Origin of the sequence: uncultured Wocania sp. (genome assembly GCF_964021735.1) — a bacterium.
In the GTDB taxonomy this organism is placed as follows: Bacteria; Bacteroidota; Bacteroidia; order Flavobacteriales; family Flavobacteriaceae; genus Wocania_A.
In genome coordinates this window covers 1-19,294 of the sequence record NZ_CAXIBN010000047.1, presented here as the reverse complement: position 1 = coordinate 19,294, position 19,294 = coordinate 1, and the positions used below count along the sequence as shown (strand labels likewise).

Below are 19,294 nucleotides of genomic sequence, written 5' to 3'. Positions count from 1 at the left end.
TCTACTTTAAATTTTTAAGAATAAAATCTACTGTTTTGTTGGTATTACTATTTTTTGCGTAAGCATCGGTAATATGTTTTGCAGGAACAGCCAATCCTTTTTTAATAAGCGATTCTATTTCATCAGCATATTCTAAAGATACTTTACCCGTTAATAATAAGCTTAAATCTTTGCTTGCATGATAATAATCATACACCTTTTTAAGTCCTGTTAAATACAAATAATCTTTAGTAAACCCACCACCCCTATGTGCCCTAACAGTTATATAATAAGCTGTTTCTCTATCTAAATCATACTGATTATGGAGCAATCTAAACGTTTTTGAAAACGAATAACCTTTGGCTAAACTATTTACTGCAATAACACGATACGCTAACTCTTTTAAACGCGTTACTGTTAAATTATTACTCATATATTCTGCAAAAACTGCTAGCCCCTCTTGGGTTTCTTCATTATTTGGGAATCCATGAGAAAATATTTTTAAGGGATGCAATAAACCATTCATAGTCGTTACCATATGCACACCTATTTCATGATTGGTAAGCACAGCAATTTCATTATCTGAATACTTGTGATTCGTATTTAAAACCAATGTTTTTAAATTGTTTAAAACCATGGCTATTGCCGAAATTTTATCTGAATGTTTTATATGATATGTAAAATCATATTGCACAGAATAGGTTCTAAAAAAAGACTCAGCCTCTACGGCACTATATTTTGGTATAAAAGCCGGAGAATCTTTATCTTCATCTTCAAAATGAAGAATATATTTAGCGTTTTCTACATCAATCTCAGTAGGAGTACCAAAACAATGCAAACTATCATAATAAAATTTCTTCCCACTACCTATATTTTCTATACATTGAATTAAACCTGAATAGTTGTAAATTATATCTTCATATAAATCTCTAATTTCTTCATCTTCAATAAGTTCTAATTGTTGTGTAAATAATTTTCGATGTAATTTAAACTTATCGAAGTTTATTTCTGGGTATTTAAAAACAGGATCTGTTAAGTACTTTGATGAAAAAAAACGCGCTTTTTCTTCTTCTATATTTATAGGATTAACAAAACTAAGCAGCTCAATTTGTTTAACAAGAGCATCTATACTTTTATCAATATCTAAAAGCGATTTAGTAGTTACATTGTTTTCAGTCTTCATATTTAATTCTAATCATTTAAAGGTATTGTGCATACTTAATGCATGTTCGGGTATGCGCTTTATTAGGGCAGTTTCAACAGCTTTTACAACTTCAGGATAAATAATATAATCATATTCATCGCAATACACTTTGGCAATTTCAGTTGCCAAAACTAAGGTATTCTTAAAATTATTGGTTATATATTTTAAAAAATAACCATTACCTTGAAACGTGTCATTAATTTTTGAAGTCGATTTTATAGCGTTAGGAAATTTAATTTCAGACAAACTTTTCCTCCAACTTTCAATAGCTTCTCCAAAACGATCATTATCTACATTACTAGTACCTAAATTCCATGTTGGCACTTCCCTATCCCAGCGTTTCCAATTATAACTATGTATATCGTAAACGGTGCAAAATCCGAATTTAGATTCTAAAACCGCAATTAAAGTATGCACCACTTTATAAAAATTGGTATGCTTTCGTAAGCTTTTATCTTTCATATTCTCAGAAAGTGGTTTATACCATAATTGCTTTCCCCAAGCGGTATCAAAAACTGCATCTTCTGGCGAACGGTTTAAATCGTATTCAAAACGCGAGTCACATCCAGCAATAACAATAGGATGCGATTGTATCATGTTTTTAGTTTCAGGATCTTCTTCGTACCAACGCTCATATTCGGTATGTATACAATTACCCCAAAGTTCTTTTCTAAATTGATGTCCGTCGTGAATCGCAGCACAAGCATACGGAACATATTTATCTATTTTAATAGTGAACGAATAATCTGAAGATACTGCTTCAAAGGTTTCTTTGTTACTAATTTTACTGATTATGTCTTTTATTGAGAGTTTTTGCATCTTTTAATCTTCAACTAAACTTCCCCATTCTGTCCATGAACCATCATAAACCGAAATATTTTTATACCCAGAAATTTCTGCTCCCAAAGCTAAAACACAAGCCGTTATACCAGAACCACATGAGAAGATAACATCATCTCCCTCATTAATAATTTCTGAAAAAATGGATTTTAATTCGGCTTCAGATTTCAGTAACCCTTCTTTATTCAATAAACTTTTAAAAGGTATGTTTTGAGAATTTGGAATGGTTCCCATTCTTAAACCTTCACGAGGTTCAGGCTCTAAACAATTAAATCGAGCGGCAGAACGTGCATCAATTATTTTATGCGTATTTGTTTTTGAAGCTTTATTTACATCATCAAAAAATCGCATATATTCTGGTTTAAGTTTTGCAACAAAATCGCCTGCTTTAACCGAGTAGTTTTTTATTGGTTCTGTTAAATATCCTGCTTTTAACCATTCAGGAAAACCACCATTTAAAACCGCTACATTATTAAACCCAAAAGCCTTAAATAACCACCAAACACGTGCACTGGAGTATATGCCTTTATCATCATAAACTACAACAGCACTATTTTTATTGATTCCTAAAACTCTTGCTTCTTTTTGAAATTGAGTTGCAGAAGGAAATGCACTTGGAAAGGGGTTTGATACATCACTAAATTTATTTTTTATATCGAAATAACGCGCATTTGGTATTTGTTTTTGCGAAGTATCAAATGACTTGACAATTGTGCCATCTAAAACAACTAGATTTTCCGCTTTCAAATTATCATGAAGCCATTCTACAGAAACTGTTGGAGATGTTAATCTTATATAAGAACTCATTTATTAAATACTATCTGATTATGAAATGTTTAAATCGTGTCTTATTTCGACGTAAAAAATATTATTAATTTATTAAGCGTCTTGCACCGTTTTTCTTAGTCTAGTACGCCTATCAAAAGCTTGAAGCTTATCTAAAACTTTCATTTCTAAAAAGTCTATTACTTTTTCTTCCACCTTTATTTTTAGCTTATAAACTTTATTGATATAGGTAATACCTCCTGGAGACATAACATTAACTTCTACTAGTTTTCCTCCTATTACATCAATACCCACAAAATATAATCCGTCGTTTACTAATTTAGGTCCAATTTGTTTACAAAGTGCTTTTTCTGTTTTAGTTAAGGTATGCTTTTGTACGCTGCCTCCAGCAGAAACATTTGAGCGATGGTCTTCTTTTCCTGGAACCCGTTTCATGGCTCCAACTGGTTCTCCATTTAGTATTAAAATACGAACATCGCCTTCGTCTGCGCCTTCAATATAATCTTGAAGAATAACATAATTTGAAGAGCCGTCTCCACTTGTTATATAAAAATCTAATAAGGAATTAATATTACTCATTGCTGATTTTTCAATAAGAATAACTCCTGAACCACCAAAACCATTAAGTGGTTTAAGAATCATTTTATCAGCCGTAGACTCCTTAATTTGTCTGATTAAATAGTTTTTACTTTTAGATACATGAGTTGCAGGAATAATGTTACTGTGAGCATCACCAAAAGCAGCAGTGTATAGCTTATTATTAGCTTCTCGCATGCCCTCTAAAGAATTCATTATAAAAACATCGTCTTTAACCGAATCTAAAAAGTTAAGCATAATGGGGTCTAATGGTGGATTTGCTCTGAAAAAAATCACATCAAACCCTGCAAGTGGTAACATTTCTTCTCGCAATTTAGCTTTGTTATAAAACGATTTTAGCGATGTTGGAGTTTTTTCCATTCTCCCAATAACAGTACAATTTGCTGTGGTTACACTGTTTCTAATTGTTAAATTTGCTGGTGTACACATAGCTACTCCATGATCTCTTTTAACGCATTCTTTAATTAAAGCTAAACTTGTATCGTTCTCTGGATCAATTTCCTTCCACGGATACATTATAAAACAAACGTTCATTTTTTACTGTTTTTGGTTGAATATAAAAATAAAGAATTTTCACTTTACTGCCTCATAATTATCGTCCCATTCTTTTGGTTTTGGGTCGTGTAGTTTATCTAATGATTTTGCTACCATCATTGAAACCGTAGCATCCCCAGTTACATTTACCACTGTTCTACACATATCTAATGGGCGGTCTACCGCAAAAATTAATGCTAAACCAATAGGTAATAATTCTGCAGGAAATCCTATAGATTCTAACACAATAACCAACATAACCATACCTGCACTTGGTACTGCGGCACTACCAATAGAGGCTAATAATGCTGTAGCGATAATAACTAATTGGTTGGTAAATGTTAAACCTTCTGGCCAAATAACTTGCATAATAAATACAGCAGCGATACCTTGATATAAACTTGTTCCATCCATATTTACAGTTGCCCCTACTGGTAATACAAAACCAGACACTTCTTTATCTACGCCTAAGTGTTCCTCAACACGTTCCATAGTTACTGGCAAGGTTGCCGCACTACTACTGGTTGAAAAAGCTAATAATTGGGCTGGACTTAATTCTTTTAAAAACCATAGTGGTGATTTTTTAACAACAAATCTTATTAAAATAAGATAGAATCCTATCATTAATAATAAACCTCCAACTACACAAAGGGCATACCAAAGGAGCTTAACTAAAATTTCTGTATCGTCAAATGCAATAATAACATTTGCTAATAGCGCAAACACAGCATATGGTGCAAATAGCATAATTAAATCTACCATTTTCATAACTACTTCATTAAGGGAGTCGAAAAAATTCACTAGTGGTTTTGCTTTTTTTTCACCAATTAGCAACAGACTAATTCCAACAAATAAAGCGAAAAATATAATTTGAAGCATTTTAGCTTCTCCTAAAGCTGTAAATATATTGCTTGGAAAAATATCTACTAATGGTTGAAGTGGTCCAGCATCTTTAGCAACTTTTGCTTTACCAATCATAACATCTGCATTTCCTTGGTACGTTGTTTTTATTTTTTCTATTGTATCTGTAGGCATTCCTGTTCCTGGCTTTACAAGATTTACAATGCTTAAACCAATAATTATAGCGACTAAAGTTGTACCAATATAAATACCAATGGTACGCAAACCCATAGATTTTATTTTAGAAATATCTTTTAAATCTGAAATTCCTTTAATTAACGACGCCAAAATTAAAGGCACAGCAATGAGTTTTAAAAGATTAATAAAGATAGTTCCAAAAGGAGCAATCCAATTGGTTACAAAACCTTTTCCGCCATCAAGAGTGTTCATAATAAAGCCGAAAATGATTCCTAAAACCATTCCTATAATAATTTTCCAATGTAATGCTAGTTTTTTCATTTGCCTTCTAACCTCTCCATAGAGAGGAGTTTTTAGTTAGTTAAATCTTTATTTCATAAATAATTTGAGACAAGATAAGTATTTTTATAGTATATAATCTAATCTTCAATAGCATCCATTTTTTCAACGCCTCCAGGTGTTTTTGGGTCACGCCTAAATACTTCAATAATATTAAAAAGAATAATGCAAAAAATAACCCATATAGCACCAGCAATAAAGCCGCCAGCAATATCTGAAGGGAAATGCACTCCCAAATATATTCTGCTAATTCCTATGCTAAAAATTAAAACCGTTAACAAAAAGATAACCAAATATTTTATAAGTTTATGCATTTTGAATTTGTAAAATAAGTATATAAGAAAGCCATAAAAAGCCATTGCTGCCATGGCATGACCACTAGGATAACTTAACGTCTCAACAGTTACTAAGTGTTCTATTTCTGGTCTTGCTCTATTTATAAATCTTTTTAAAACTAAATTAGACAAAGCAGAAAGAACTAAAACCAAAGTAATTTGAACCATATATTTCCATTTTCTAAATACAACTAGAGATATAAAAGCACTTATAAAAATTACAACCATATAACCATACAAATCACCAAGTTGCGTTACAACAGTAAAGTAATCAGTCAACATTGGAGATCGAAAAGAGATTATATAATCGGTAATTTTATCATCATAATTGCTTAATTGTTCTGTTGATAATGTATCGGTTAACTCAATGAATATATTTATTCCTCCAATAACTACAATTAAGGCTAGCACAATAGTTATAACATATGGAAACGTAACATCATACTTCCCCAATAAACCTCTTAATTTCTTAATTAATTTCTTTAGGAATTTTATCATGCTTAAGGTATTTTAATTTATTTATAAATATAAACACTTTTGGAAATTATGTATGCTTAAACATATCGAGTTATTAATCTGAAAGAGTTGATTTAATAGCTCTACAGAAAACAATTACCTTTTCTATAAAAACGCATTTTTATGGTTATTTTATTACAATTAAAACATCAATCTTTTTAAAATCTAAAAAACATGAAAGCCTTGTTTGAAATTAAACTTTAGCAGATTGCTACATCGCACCTAATCGTATTGACGTTGTTTTTAAAAAGAATATAACACTTTGACTTTGCTCAAGATAAATTACAAGCAAAAAAACAGCTCCTAGCTATAAATTTTATTAATTAAATAAAAATCGGCTAAAACCAAAGCTGCCATAGCCTCTACAATAGGAACTGCTCTAGGTACAACACAAGGGTCGTGACGCCCTTTACCATGCATTTGGACTACTTTACCTTCTTTGTCGATAGTTTCATACTCTTGGATAAGCGTTGCTACTGGTTTAAAAGCAACATTAAAATAAATATCCATGCCATTGCTAATACCTCCCTGAATACCGCCAGAAAAATTGGTTTTTGTAGTACCGTCAGTATTAAATGCATCGTTATGGTCACTACCGTACATGGTGCTTCCATGAAATCCACTGCCATATTCAAAGCCTTTTACTGCGTTTATAGAAAGCATAGCTTTACCAAGTTCTGCATGCAATTTATCGAATACTGGCTCGCCTAAACCAACTGGCACATTTTTTATAACGCAGCTTACAATACCTCCAACGGTATCACCTTTACTGCGCACTTCTTTAATATAAGCTTCCATTCTTGCAGCCATAGCTTCGTCTGGACAACGCACAATATTAGATTCTACTTTAGAGAGATCTATTTCATTATATGGTTTATCCAATTTCATGGTTCCAACCCCAGAAACATAAGCTGTTATTTCGATACCTTTTAGTATTTGTTTTGCTATAGCACCAGCAACCACACGACATGCTGTTTCTCGTGCAGAACTGCGTCCACCACCACGGTAATCTCTAAAACCATATTTTTTATCGTACACATAATCGGCATGACTTGGTCGGTAACTATCCTTTATATGGGTGTAATCATGAGATTTCTGATTGGTATTTTCTATAACAAAACCTATGGACGTTCCTGTTGTTTTTCCTTCAAAAATCCCTGAATGAAATTTAACTGTATCTGGTTCTTTACGCTGTGTTACAATAGCAGATTGTCCAGGTTTACGACGATTAAGCTCATTTTGTATAATATCTATATCCAACTCAATTCCAGACGGACAACCGTCAATAACTCCACCTAAAGCTGGTCCGTGAGATTCACCATAAGTAGTAAGATTAAATAGTTTTCCAAAAGAATTACCTGCCATAGTTAAATTTTGATGCTAAAATAAATCTATTATTAGAGATACGGAAATGAAATCAGATAAAGACTAATAAATTACCAGAATAGAATATAATAATTATTTAACAATATGCTTATACTTAAATAATTATAAGTTAATCATTACATAATAATAGTTCCATTAATTTATAGAAATTAAAAATAATTCTTTTGAAAATTAAACGTAAACTAGAAATTGCTGTAATCTCTGATGTACATTTAGGCACTTACGGTTGTCATGCAAAACAATTACTAACTTACTTAAGCAGTATCGAGCCAAAAAAATTAATTCTAAATGGTGACATTATAGATATTTGGCAATTTAACAAACGATATTTCCCAAAACCACACTTAAAGATTATTAAAAAGATAATGGATATGGCTTCTAATGGTGTTGAAATTATTTACATTACTGGAAATCACGACGAGATGCTACGTAAATTTAGTGGTACTACTATTGGAAAAATCTCAATTGTAGATAAGCTAGTTTTAAACCTTCACGGAAAAAAAGCATGGTTCTTTCATGGTGATGTTTTTGATGTTTCCATTCAAAATGCAAAATGGCTTGCCAAATTTGGTGGTTATGGTTATGATTTGCTAACACTACTTAATAGACTTGTAAATTGGTATTTAGAAAAACGTGGCAAAGAACGATACTCGCTTTCTAAAAAGATAAAAAATGGCGTAAAAGGTGCTGTTAAATATATTAATGATTATGAAAAAGTGATTTCTGATTTAGCCATTGAAAATGACTATGACTATGTGATTTGCGGACACATACACCAACCAAAAATGGAATACAAAGAAAATAAACACGGAAAAACTATGTACTTAAATTCTGGTGATTGGGTGGAGAACTTTACAGCTTTAGAATATCAGTTTAAGCGTTGGAAAATATACAATTTCAATAAAGACAAATTAGCTCCTTTTGTAGTAGATGAAGAACATGAGGACATGAAAGCACAAGATTTAATTGCCGCCATAACTATTTTTAAGAAAAACTCAAAAGACTCAAAGCAAAGCTTCTTTTAAAATGGTAATTGGATGTTTTGCTTCACGTTGTGTACCATCTTTAATTTGATGTCTGCAACTTGTTCCATTTGCAGAAATAACAGTACTTTCTGAAGCTTTTCTAACCGCAGGAAATAAAGTTTGTTCGCCTACTTGCATACTCACTTCGTAATGTTCTTTTTCGTAGCCAAAGCTTCCAGCCATACCACAGCAACCACTTGGTATTATGGTAACTTTATAGTTTTTAGGCAGGTTTAAAACTGCAAAACTAGACAATTGATTGCTCATTGCTTTTTGATGGCAATGTCCGTGGAATTTTATGGCTTTTTCTTCTAAAGTGAACTGTTCAGAAGTAATATTTCCTAATGCTATTTCTTTTTGAATAAATTCCTCAATTAAAAACGTGTGTTTTGATATCGCTTCTGCGGAAGTTTTATCGTCTGCTAATTTTAAATATTCGTCTTTGAAAGTAAAAATCGCTGAAGGCTCAATACCAATAAGTGGTATGTTTTCTGAAATTATATTTTTAAAAATTTCAACATTTTTATTTGCAAAATTTTTGGCTTGTTTTAATAATCCTTTCGATATAAATGAACGTCCAGATTCTGCATGATTAATCAATTTGACATCGTAATTTAAAGCTGTTAAAAGCTGAATAGCATCAATTCCTATTGATGTGTCTAAGTGATTGGTAAATTCATCATTAAAAAGATAAACTGTTTTAATTTTATATTTATTAACTAATTGTTTATTAATAGTTTTAAACTCTTTATCTAAACTTTTATTTGAAATTAAAGGCAAACTTCTTGCTTCAGCAATTCCAAAACTTTTTTTCAATAACGATGCTGTAAATCTGTTTGAAAAAACAAAATTTGTAAGCTTAGGAAGCCCACTTCCAATACCATTTAATGTATTGTTATAAGCAAACAATTTAGCACGCAACGATACGCCATTTTCTTTTTGATATTGATACAAAAATTCTGCTTTTAAACTCGCTACATCTACACTACTCGGGCATTCGCTTGCACAGGCTTTACAGCTTAAACACAGGTCGAAAACCTCTTTTAATTCCTTATGGTTAAACTTATTTTCTTTATCTGAGTTAGTTAAAAACTCTCGTAATGCATTGGCACGAGCTCTTGTAGTATCTTTTTCGTTTCTGGTGGCTCTGTAACTCGGACACATCGTACCACCAAATTCTGGTAACTTTCTGCAATCTCCAGAACCATTGCATTTTTCAGCTTCACGCAAAATCCCTTGAGATTTAGAAAAATCTAAAAGTGTTTCAATCTGAGGTTCTTCCCTATTCGGAATGTAGCGCAGCGATTCATCCATAGGGAAAGCATCAACAACTTTTCCTGGATTAAAAATATTATTAGCATCAAAAGCAATTTTTATGCGCTTTAAAATCTCATAGTTATCAACACCAATCATTAATGGAATAAACTCTGCACGCACAATACCATCACCGTGTTCGCCACTCATTGAGCCTCTATACTTCTTAACTAAATGTACAACATCAGTGGTTATTTTTCTAAATAAAACAACATCTTCTTTCTTTTTTAGATTTAAAATGGGACGTAAATGCAACTCGCCAGCACCTGCATGCGCGTAATAAATAGCGTCTTGCTTATGTTTTTTCATAAGCTGTGTAAATTCTGCAATATAATTGGATAAATCTGGTAATGCCACTGCAGTATCTTCTATACATGCTGCTGACTTTTTATCACCAATAATATTTCCTAATAAGCCCAAACCTGCACTTCTTAAGTTGTTCGCTTTGTCGATGGCGCTTCCTAAAAGTTTTGGATAAGCGTAACTTAAACCAGATTTTTCAATATCTAAAACTAAATTATCTGCCAAAATTTTTACCTCATCTAACCTATCAGCTTTAACTTCGCACATCAAAATAGCCATTGGGTCGCCTTCAATAAACTGTCTGTTTTCTTGTTGTGTTTTGTTGTGCTTTGTACAATCTAAAATGGTTTTATCCATCATTTCGCAGGTGTACAAATTATGCTTCATAACCAACTCAACAGCATTTAAACAATTTTCAATACTATTAAAATGTGCTGCAACCATAATACTTTCTTGAGGCGGTAATACATCTAACTTTAAAGTAATTTGAGTTGTGAATGCTAATGTGCCTTCGCTACCAGAAAGCAATTTGCACATATTAAAGTTTTCAGAAGTATCTGAAAAAATATCCGATTTTAATAACTCGTCAATGGCATAACCTGTATTTCTGCGATGTATTTCTGGTTTAGGAAAGTTTTCTTTAATATTTTTTTGAACAGTTTCAGAATTGAGTTCATCGTAAATTCTTTTATAAATATGTCCTTCTAATGAAGATTCCTTTATTTTCTCTTTAAATTTATCTGAAGAGACTTCACCAAAAACAACTTCACTACCATCACTTAAAATGGTATGCATTTCTAGTACTTTATCGCGAGTAACCCCATATTGTATTGATGTTGTACCCGATGAGTTATTACCAACCATTCCACCAATCATACAGCGGTTTGATGTTGATGTGTTAGGTCCAAAAAACAACCCAAACGGCTTTAAATAATTATTTAATTGATCGCGAACAACTCCAGGTTGCACCGTAACGGTTTGCGCTTTTTCATTAACATCTAAAATTTTTGTAAAATGTTTAGAAACATCAACTACAATACCTTTTCCAACACATTGTCCTGCTAGCGAAGTACCAGCAGTTCTTGGTATTAACGAAGTTTTATGTGCTTTTGCAAACTTAACAAGTTCCTTAATATCAGTGTTGTTTTTTGGGTACGCTACAGCCAAAGGCAACATTCTATAAACAGACGCATCGGTAGCATATATCGATTTTATTAAGTCATCATAAAAAAACTCACCAGAAAGATTTTTCTTTAAAGCCTGTAAATGTGGTGTTAAGCTCATGTTTTAATAAATATTATTTCAAATCTAAAGAGAAGTTAAATATAATTACAATTTTGGCGTTATTTTTGCAAAAGTAAACCGAATATTAAAATGATCTATTTTTTACAATAGCTCGTATATTATTAATGAAACAAAAAAACTTTAAACTTATGAAGAAATTATTTTTATTATCAGTTGCCGTATTAGGTTTTACATTTGCTGCAAGTGCACAAGACATCTCTAAAAATGCCATTGGACTACGCTTAGGCGATAGCGATGGTTTTGGTGCCGAAATTTCGTATCAACATGCTTTAGGTGAAAACAACCGTTTAGAATTAGATTTAGGTTGGCGTGATGGTAAAAATTACGATGGCTTTAAACTTGCTGGGTTATACCAATGGGTTTGGGATTTAGATGGTGGTTTTAACTGGTATGCTGGTGTTGGTGGTGGATTAGGTTCGTTTAGTGTAAATAATCCAATGGGCGGAAAAGATATTACCGATACTTTTGTATTTGCTGCTGGAGATGTTGGTATTGAATATAATTTTGACATCCCTTTATTGTTGTCGTTAGATTTTAGACCAGAAATTGGTTTTGGCGATGATTTATATAATAATAATGATTTAGATTTTGATATTGCTTTAGGTATTCGTTACCAATTCTAAAAAAACAGTTTATATGATTATTGAAAAGCGCCTAATTTGGCGCTTTTTTTATGAAGCATCTAATGTATTCTTAAAATATAGAAATTAATTTAAAAAAATATTTGGTAAGCAAATAAGTACAGTTTTATCTTAAAGAAATACACCAATTATTAATTAATTTTTTACTCTCATAAATAGTAGTGCTTTGTTTGATTGGTAACATCAATATTTTATCTTTGCGCATCACATATTAATTGATTTATGAAGATTTCATATAACTGGTTAAAACAATTTATTAAAATTGATTGGACTCCAGAACAAACTAGTGAACTACTTACAGATTTAGGATTAGAGGTTGAAGGTCTTGAGGATTATCAATCAGTAAAAGGTGGATTAGAAGGTGTTGTTATTGGAGAAGTATTAACTTGTATTAAACATCCAAACGCAGATAAACTAAAAGTCACTACGGTTAATATTGGCGGAGATGTACCTTTACAAATTGTTTGTGGTGCGCCAAACGTTGCTACTGGACAGAAAGTACCTGTTGCGACTATCGGAACCACTTTATATACTGAAGATGGTGAAAGCTGGACGATTAAAAAAGGTAAAATTCGTGGCGAGGAAAGCCACGGCATGATTTGTGCTGAAGATGAATTAGGTCTAGGAAAATCTCATGACGGTATTATGGTTTTAGATGATGCCATAAAAGTAGGAACACCTGCTGGAGATATTTTTGATATTGAAAACGATCAAGTTTTTGAAATAGGATTAACTCCAAATAGAGCCGATGCGATGAGCCACCTTGGAACAGCGCGCGATTTAAAAGCAGGATTAGTACAAAAAGATATTAACTTAGAATTTATTACACCATCTGTTAGTGCATTTCATACAGACAACCGTACTTTAAAGATTGATATCGATGTTAAAAATAAAGATTTAGCACCTCGCTATTGCGGTGTTACTATTTCTGGAATAAAGGTTGCTGAATCCCCAACATGGTTGCAACATCGCTTAAAGGCTATTGGTTTAAGCCCAATTAATAATATTGTTGATGCCACTAATTATGTACTACACGAATTAGGGCAACCGCTTCATGCTTTTGATGCTGTAAAAATTTCGGATAATAAAATTGAAGTTAAAACTCTAAAAACTGGAACTAAATTTACAACTTTAGATGGTATTGAACGCGAATTACACGAAGATGATTTAATGATTTGTGATGCCGAAAAACCCATGTGTATTGCTGGTGTTTTTGGAGGTATAGATTCTGGTGTTACCAAAAGCACAACAAGTATATTTTTAGAAAGCGCCTATTTTAACCCTATTAGCGTACGTAAAACGGCTAAACGCCACGGATTGAATACTGACGCTTCTTTTCGATTTGAGCGTGGTATTGACCCAAATATTACAGAATATGCTTTAAAACGCGCTGCTTTACTAATTCAAGAATTAGCTGGAGGCGAAATTACTAGCGATTTAATTGACATATATCCAAATAAAATTGAAGACTTTCAAGTACGTTTAAGCTTCGAAAATGCAAAAAAATTAATTGGTGAAGAAATTCCTAAAGAGATTATTAAACGCATTTTAACTTCATTAGAAATTAAAGTTAATAATGTTACTGAAACGGGTTTAGGTTTAACCGTACCTGCATATAGAAATGATGTGCAACGCGAGGCCGATATTATTGAAGAAATTTTGCGTATTTATGGTTATAACAACATAAAAACTACCGAAAAATTAAATGCTTCAATTTCTAGTACGTCGCGTTTCGAGGATCATAAAATCCAGAATATAGTTGGTAACCAATTAGCCGCTCAAGGATTTTATGAAATACTTTCAAACTCACTAACCAATCCAAATTACATTACGCTTAGCGAACAATTAAAGCACGAGCATAATATTACAATGTTAAATCCTTTAAGTAACGATTTATCAGTGTTACGGCAGTCATTATTATTCTCTGGCTTAGAAGCCATTTCACATAATATAAATAGAAAATGTCAGGATTTAAAGTTTTTCGAATTTGGAAAAACTTACCATCATTATAACGAAAGAAGAGCAGAAAACAAGCATTTAACACTTTTTGCTACTGGAAATCAAAATAAAGAAAGTTGGTATATTGCTTCTAAAAAGAGTGATTTCTTTCTATTAAAAGGGAGTGTTATTTCGCTGTTAGACCGTTTAGGTGTTTCCAGATATAACGAATCGCCCATAAAAAATGATTTGTTTAGCGAAGGTTTAAGCTTAAATTTTGGTAAAACCAAATTGGTAGATTTTGGATTAGTAAAAAAATCAATCTTAAAACATTTTGATATTTCTCAAGATGTGTTGTTTGCTGATTTTAATTGGGATGCCATTTTAGATATAGTTAAACGTCATAAAATTACATTTAAATCTATTCCTAAATATCCAGAAGCACGCCGAGATTTTGCATTACTTTTAGATGATGCTGTAACTTTTGAATCTATTTATAAACTTGCTAAGCAGAGTGAAAAGCAATTGCTTAAAAGTGTTAACTTATTCGATGTATATCAAGGTAAAAACTTACCAAAAGGTAAAAAGAGTTATGCGGTTAGCTTTACTTTACAAGACGAAAACAAAACACTTACTGATAAACAGATTGATAAAATCATGAACAAGCTACAAGCGAATTTCGAAAAACAACTTGGAGCAGAATTAAGGTAATTTTGAAATTAAAAAATAGCTTTATTTTTATTGTTGTTATTTTGTTTGCTTTTAAGTTGAGTGCACAAAAAAATATAACAAAAATAAATAATGCTTATGATACTCTTTCTATTGGAAGATTGGCTCTTTACGATTTAAAACAGAGCATCAAAGGTGTTGGCTATTCGTTTACAAGACCTTTTCATTGGAAAAAAAAGGATTTCAAAACTTTAGGAACTGTAATTATTGGTGCTTATGCATTGTCTACTATTGATGATGAATCAAGTGCTTTTTTTGTACGTAACGAACCTCATGTTCCCAATTCATTCCAAGAAGTTGGCACTCGTTTTGGAAGTCCGCAAGTATATTTTATTGCTAATGCATCACTCTACGGGTTTGGTTTATTTACAAAAAATGAAAAACTAAGAAAAACAAGTGTTTTAATTATTTCGTCGTCTTTTACTAGTGGTGTTATTCAAAGTTTAAGTAAAACTGCTTTTGGTAGAGCACGACCTAAAAACGGATATGATAGCAATGAATTTAGGTTCTGGTCTAATAAAGCTAAATTTCATTCATTTCCTTCAGGTCATACCGTTTTATCCATAACAATGGCACATGCCATAGCAAAGCAGTTTGATAATACATGGTCTAAAGTTGGTGTTTACTCTTTGGGCGCTATTGCTCCTATTTCTAGACTTTTTGCTGGCGCACATTGGTTAACCGATGTTGGAGTTGCTACAGTTTTAAGTATAGCTATAGTAGACTCAATAGATAAGTTTTTATTTAAAACAGAGGCATACGATTACACTAAAAAAGAAAAGCAAATTTCTTGGAATTTTACTTTTAGTGGAAAAAAGATAGGTTTTATTGGAACTTTTTAATCTAATTACTTCTAGAATCTTCTTTTTATATTAACCAAAAATTTCGTATATTTATAAGTAACGTTAAAACTTATAACTATGCATGATTCTAATTATATAAAAATTTTCACAGGAAGCTTTATTACTGTTCAGCGTATAATTTCTGATTTAGAAAAAATAGATATTATCCCTGTTGTAAAAGACCAAACAGAATCTGCTCGATTGGCTGGTTTTGGTGGTGGTATTGTTCCAGGTTTTCAAGAAGTTTTTGTGCATAAAGACGAACTTGATAAAGCTGTTGTAATTGTTGAAACCATTAATGCTAGTTTAAAAGCATAGACGTCGTTTCAATTTAAAAGATATCACGTCGCAAAAGCTTCTCGTAATGAAAGTATTAATTAAACCGTAACCGCATACATTTTATTACGTAATTCTTTTATTTTAGAATCTTGCATATACTCATCGAACGTTGTGTATCTATCAATAACACCACTTGGAGTTAACTCCACCACTCTATTTGCTACAGTTTGTGCAAACTCATGATCGTGTGTTGTAAACAGTACAGTGCCTTTAAAGTTTTTAAGTGAATTATTAAATGCCGTAATACTCTCTAAATCTAAATGGTTTGTAGGTTCATCTAATTGCAATACGTTTGCTCTTGTCATCATCATTCTCGATAACATACAACGTACTTTTTCGCCTCCAGATAATACAGACGATTTTTTAAAAGCCTCTTCACCACTAAAAATCATTTTCCCAAGAAACCCACGGATATTAACTTCTTCTCGCTCTTCTTCGGTTTGAGCCCATTGGCGTAACCAATCAATCAACGTTAAATCGTTATTAAAAAACTCACTATTATCTAATGGCAGATATGATTGTGTGGTTGTAACACCCCAAGCAAATTTACCAGCATCGGCTTTTTCTTTATTATTTAATATTTGATAAAATGCTGTTGTAGCCCTAGAGTCTCTTGAAAAAACAACCACTTTATCACCTTTGTTTAAATTAAGATCAATATCCTTAAAAAGAGTTTCACCATCAATTGAAGCAGCTAAACCTTGTATATTCAATATTTGATCACCAGCTTCTCTATCGCGTTCAAAAATAATCGCAGGATAACGACGACTAGTACGTCTAATATCTCCAATATTTAATTTTTCAATCATTTTTTTTCTACTAGTAGCTTGCTTACTTTTTGCAACATTGGCAGAAAAACGACGTATAAATTCTTCTAATTCCTTTTTCTTTTCTTCAGCTTTTTTATTTTGTTGCGCATGTTGTCTTGCTGCTAATTGAGACGACTCGTACCAAAACGTATAGTTACCAGAAAAGTGATTTATTTTTCCAAAATCAATATCAGAAATATGTGTACAAACAGCGTCTAAAAAGTGTCTATCGTGAGACACCACAATAACACAATTATCGTAATTAGCTAAGAAATTTTCTAACCAAGAAATAGTCTCGTAATCCAAGTCGTTGGTCGGCTCATCCATAATCAACACATCTGGATTTCCAAATAAAGCCTGCGCTAACAGTACACGCACTTTTTGTTTACCATCTAAATCTGCCATTAAGGTATAATGAAATTCTTCTTTAATACCTAAATTAGATAGCATAGAAGCAGCGTTACTATCTGCATTCCACCCATCCATTTCTTCAAATTTTACTTGAAGTTCTCCAATTTTTTCAGCATTTTCATCAGTATAATCGGCATAAAGCGCATCAATTTCAGTTTTAATTTTATATAATGGCTTGTTACCCATTAAAATCGTTTCTAAAACGGTATGCTCATCATATAGGTTATGATTTTGCTCTAGTACAGACATACGCTTACCAGCTTCTAAAGACACGTGTCCAGAAGTTGGATCTTGCTTTCCAGAAATAATCTTTAAAAATGTGGACTTTCCAGAACCATTTGCGCCAATAATACCGTAGCAATTACCATTATTAAAGGTAGTATTTACTTCATCAAAAAGTACGCGCTTTCCGAATTGAACTGATAAGTTAGAAACTGATAACATAATCTTGATAATTTTTTTGCAAAAGTATAAAATTCAAACCGTAAGACGAAACATCATTTACTTATTTTATCTAGTATTTATATATTAGAAAACCCTATACAAACTAATATTTAACAACGCCTTAACAGCACTTTATAAATACAAGCCATATTTTTGTTATAAATAGCATTTATGCTAAAACATTTTTTGAAGGGGGACTATGAAATTATACTATTACACACTACTTATTGCAATCGTACTAATAGGTTGTAAAAAAGATAATACCCAAAGTAATGGTGATTATGCTTTTATAGGCGGTGAAATTATTAATGCAAATAATAATTTTGTTGTACTATCTAAATCTAACAGTACTATTGATACAATTAAATTAGATGGTAATAATAGATTTATTTATAAAATAAATAATTTACAAGCTGGACTTTACACCTTTAAACATGGTGGCGAGTTCCAAATGGTTTTATTAGAACCAAAGGACAGCATTATGTTTAGATTAAACACTTTAGAGTTTGACGAGTCGTTAGTTTATACTGGAGAGGGTGCAAAAAAGAACAATTACTTAATTGATGAATTTTTAAGAAACGAAATAGAAGAAAAAAAGATTTTTAAATACTGCCAATTAAGTGCAGAAGCATATCAAAAGGAAGTAGACTCTTTAAAAAGGATTAAATTAAAAAAACTTAAAAAATTTAAAAATAAATACGATACCTCTGAGCTGTTCAATAAAATTGCACAAGCCAATATAGAGTATAACTACTATTTTAATAAAGAAATTTATCCGTTTGTACATTACGGACATAATAAAAATGATATTTTAGACTCGTTACCAAAAGACTTTTATAGCTACAGAAAAAACATAAATTACAACGATACGTTTCTTAAAGATTACTTTATTTACAATACTTTTTTAAGATGGAACTTTAGCAACATAGCACTCGCTGAACATTATAAACACTCTAAAGACAATCATTTTAAAAGTTCTGATGTATGCTATAATTTAGATAGACTTGCACTTATTGATAGTTTAGTAACCGATAATCAAATAAAAGAAGACTTGCTTCATCATTACACAATAAGTTTTTTAAACAAAAGTAAAAATGAAAAAAACAATAATAGTATTCTAAAATATTATACAAGTGTAAGCTCTAATAGCAAAGGAAAAGAAATGATTACGCGTTATGCCAATGCTTTAAATAACTTAAAAATTGGTTCTTCATTTCCAGAAATAAAACTTATAGACACTAATAACTCTGAGACAAGTGTTAATGCTATTATAAATTCACCGACCGTAATTTGTTTTTGGTCGCAAACGTATTATGACCATTTTAAAGAAAGTCAGCATAAAATTTATGAGCTAAGCACTAAATATCCAGAAGTAAAATTTGTAGTTATTAATGTTGATAATTACGGATTAAACTCAGCATTAAATGCATTAAAACGGAATAGCTTTTCACTAAAAAACCAATACCAATTTAAAAACCCAGAGGCATCAAGAGAAAATTTAGCCATTTACCCCATGACTAAAGCTTTTCTGGTAGATAAAAACCATAAAATAGTAAATAGCAAAACTAATATTTTTGCTAGAAATTTTGAAGAACAGCTTTTAGGCTTAATAAATAGATAAAAAAATAACCATAAAAAAG

The 19,294-nt window shown here is 31.6% G+C and carries 15 protein-coding genes; 6 read left to right on the top strand and 9 right to left on the bottom strand.

The window, feature by feature from the left end; all coding sequences use genetic code 11:
* Position 1 precedes the first annotated feature (1 nt).
* From AADI82_RS06020 to aroC, 7 genes are all read right to left on the bottom strand, one after another.
* The gene (locus tag AADI82_RS06020; RefSeq protein ID WP_341215548.1) at positions 2 to 1,162 is read right to left on the bottom strand and encodes a tyrosine/phenylalanine carboxypeptidase domain-containing protein; all 1,161 of its coding nucleotides are present in this window, start codon (positions 1,160 to 1,162) and stop codon (positions 2 to 4) included.
* 12 nt (positions 1,163 to 1,174) lie between these two features.
* On the bottom strand, positions 1,175 to 2,002 hold the full coding sequence (locus AADI82_RS06015) for an N-formylglutamate amidohydrolase (protein WP_341215547.1): 828 nt from the start codon (positions 2,000 to 2,002) through the stop codon (positions 1,175 to 1,177).
* Between the two features lie 3 nt (positions 2,003 to 2,005).
* Positions 2,006 to 2,830: a sulfurtransferase gene (locus AADI82_RS06010; protein ID WP_341215546.1), complete on the bottom strand. Its 825-nt coding sequence runs from the start codon at positions 2,828 to 2,830 to the stop codon at positions 2,006 to 2,008.
* A 72-nt stretch (positions 2,831 to 2,902) separates the two neighbouring features.
* The gene (gene gshB, locus AADI82_RS06005; protein ID WP_341215545.1) at positions 2,903 to 3,940 is read right to left on the bottom strand and encodes a glutathione synthase; all 1,038 of its coding nucleotides are present in this window, start codon (positions 3,938 to 3,940) and stop codon (positions 2,903 to 2,905) included.
* A 39-nt stretch (positions 3,941 to 3,979) separates the two neighbouring features.
* Entirely contained in the window at positions 3,980 to 5,299 is a 1,320-nt protein-coding gene (locus AADI82_RS06000; protein WP_341215544.1) for a dicarboxylate/amino acid:cation symporter, read from the bottom strand.
* Between the two features lie 98 nt (positions 5,300 to 5,397).
* Complete coding sequence (locus AADI82_RS05995; RefSeq protein ID WP_341215543.1) at positions 5,398 to 6,150, bottom strand: phosphatase PAP2 family protein; 753 nt, start codon at positions 6,148 to 6,150, stop codon at positions 5,398 to 5,400.
* A gap of 321 nt (positions 6,151 to 6,471) precedes the next feature.
* Entirely contained in the window at positions 6,472 to 7,533 is a 1,062-nt protein-coding gene (aroC, locus tag AADI82_RS05990) for a chorismate synthase (protein ID WP_341215542.1), read from the bottom strand.
* A 185-nt stretch (positions 7,534 to 7,718) separates the two neighbouring features.
* Here aroC and AADI82_RS05985 point away from each other — a divergent pair, with 185 nt between their 5' ends.
* Entirely contained in the window at positions 7,719 to 8,579 is an 861-nt protein-coding gene (locus AADI82_RS05985; RefSeq protein WP_341215541.1) for a UDP-2,3-diacylglucosamine diphosphatase, read from the top strand.
* Here AADI82_RS05985 and AADI82_RS05980 read toward each other — a convergent pair.
* Complete coding sequence (locus tag AADI82_RS05980; protein WP_341215540.1) at positions 8,559 to 11,480, bottom strand: FAD-linked oxidase C-terminal domain-containing protein; 2,922 nt, start codon at positions 11,478 to 11,480, stop codon at positions 8,559 to 8,561. The two genes, AADI82_RS05985 and AADI82_RS05980, sit on opposite strands and share 21 nt — an antisense overlap.
* A 149-nt stretch (positions 11,481 to 11,629) precedes the next feature.
* Here AADI82_RS05980 and AADI82_RS05975 point away from each other — a divergent pair, with 149 nt between their 5' ends.
* The 4 genes from AADI82_RS05975 (at position 11,630) to AADI82_RS05960 (ending at position 15,969) form a co-directional block, all read left to right on the top strand.
* A complete protein-coding gene (locus AADI82_RS05975; protein ID WP_341215539.1) occupies positions 11,630 to 12,124 on the top strand; it encodes a hypothetical protein in 495 nt (164 codons plus the stop codon).
* A gap of 240 nt (positions 12,125 to 12,364) precedes the next feature.
* Positions 12,365 to 14,791: a phenylalanine--tRNA ligase subunit beta gene (pheT, locus tag AADI82_RS05970; protein ID WP_341215538.1), complete on the top strand. Its 2,427-nt coding sequence runs from the start codon at positions 12,365 to 12,367 to the stop codon at positions 14,789 to 14,791.
* Positions 14,792 to 14,847: 56 nt separating this feature from the next.
* Positions 14,848 to 15,651 (top strand): phosphatase PAP2 family protein, encoded by an 804-nt coding sequence (locus AADI82_RS05965; RefSeq protein ID WP_341215537.1) that lies wholly within the window; start codon positions 14,848 to 14,850, stop codon positions 15,649 to 15,651.
* Positions 15,652 to 15,729: 78 nt separating this feature from the next.
* Positions 15,730 to 15,969: a DUF2007 domain-containing protein gene (locus AADI82_RS05960; protein WP_341215536.1), complete on the top strand. Its 240-nt coding sequence runs from the start codon at positions 15,730 to 15,732 to the stop codon at positions 15,967 to 15,969.
* A gap of 59 nt (positions 15,970 to 16,028) precedes the next feature.
* On the opposite strand, the gene AADI82_RS05955 is transcribed toward AADI82_RS05960, so the two are convergent.
* Positions 16,029 to 17,654: an ATP-binding cassette domain-containing protein gene (locus tag AADI82_RS05955; RefSeq protein WP_034045196.1), complete on the bottom strand. Its 1,626-nt coding sequence runs from the start codon at positions 17,652 to 17,654 to the stop codon at positions 16,029 to 16,031.
* A 199-nt stretch (positions 17,655 to 17,853) separates the two neighbouring features.
* On the opposite strand from AADI82_RS05955, the gene AADI82_RS05950 reads away from it, so the two are divergent.
* On the top strand, positions 17,854 to 19,275 hold the full coding sequence (locus AADI82_RS05950; RefSeq protein ID WP_341215535.1) for a hypothetical protein: 1,422 nt from the start codon (positions 17,854 to 17,856) through the stop codon (positions 19,273 to 19,275).
* The last annotated feature ends 19 nt before the right edge of the window (positions 19,276 to 19,294 follow it).

What these genes read in the sequence shown, in the direction of transcription:
- AADI82_RS06020 (WP_341215548.1), bottom strand. Translation starts at nt 1,162, where the DNA reads ATGAAGACTGAAAACAATGTAACTACTAAATCGCTTTTAGATATTGAT.
- AADI82_RS06015 (WP_341215547.1), bottom strand. Translation starts at nt 2,002, where the DNA reads ATGCAAAAACTCTCAATAAAAGACATAATCAGTAAAATTAGTAACAAA.
- AADI82_RS06010 (WP_341215546.1), bottom strand. Translation starts at nt 2,830, where the DNA reads ATGAGTTCTTATATAAGATTAACATCTCCAACAGTTTCTGTAGAATGG.
- gshB (WP_341215545.1), bottom strand. Translation starts at nt 3,940, where the DNA reads ATGAACGTTTGTTTTATAATGTATCCGTGGAAGGAAATTGATCCAGAG.
- AADI82_RS06000 (WP_341215544.1), bottom strand. Translation starts at nt 5,299, where the DNA reads ATGAAAAAACTAGCATTACATTGGAAAATTATTATAGGAATGGTTTTA.
- AADI82_RS05995 (WP_341215543.1), bottom strand. Translation starts at nt 6,150, where the DNA reads ATGATAAAATTCCTAAAGAAATTAATTAAGAAATTAAGAGGTTTATTG.
- aroC (WP_341215542.1), bottom strand. Translation starts at nt 7,533, where the DNA reads ATGGCAGGTAATTCTTTTGGAAAACTATTTAATCTTACTACTTATGGT.
- AADI82_RS05980 (WP_341215540.1), bottom strand. Translation starts at nt 11,480, where the DNA reads ATGAGCTTAACACCACATTTACAGGCTTTAAAGAAAAATCTTTCTGGT.
- AADI82_RS05975 (WP_341215539.1), top strand. Translation starts at nt 11,630, where the DNA reads ATGAAGAAATTATTTTTATTATCAGTTGCCGTATTAGGTTTTACATTT.
- pheT (WP_341215538.1), top strand. Translation starts at nt 12,365, where the DNA reads ATGAAGATTTCATATAACTGGTTAAAACAATTTATTAAAATTGATTGG.
- AADI82_RS05960 (WP_341215536.1), top strand. Translation starts at nt 15,730, where the DNA reads ATGCATGATTCTAATTATATAAAAATTTTCACAGGAAGCTTTATTACT.
- AADI82_RS05955 (WP_034045196.1), bottom strand. Translation starts at nt 17,654, where the DNA reads ATGTTATCAGTTTCTAACTTATCAGTTCAATTCGGAAAGCGCGTACTT.
- AADI82_RS05950 (WP_341215535.1), top strand. Translation starts at nt 17,854, where the DNA reads ATGAAATTATACTATTACACACTACTTATTGCAATCGTACTAATAGGT.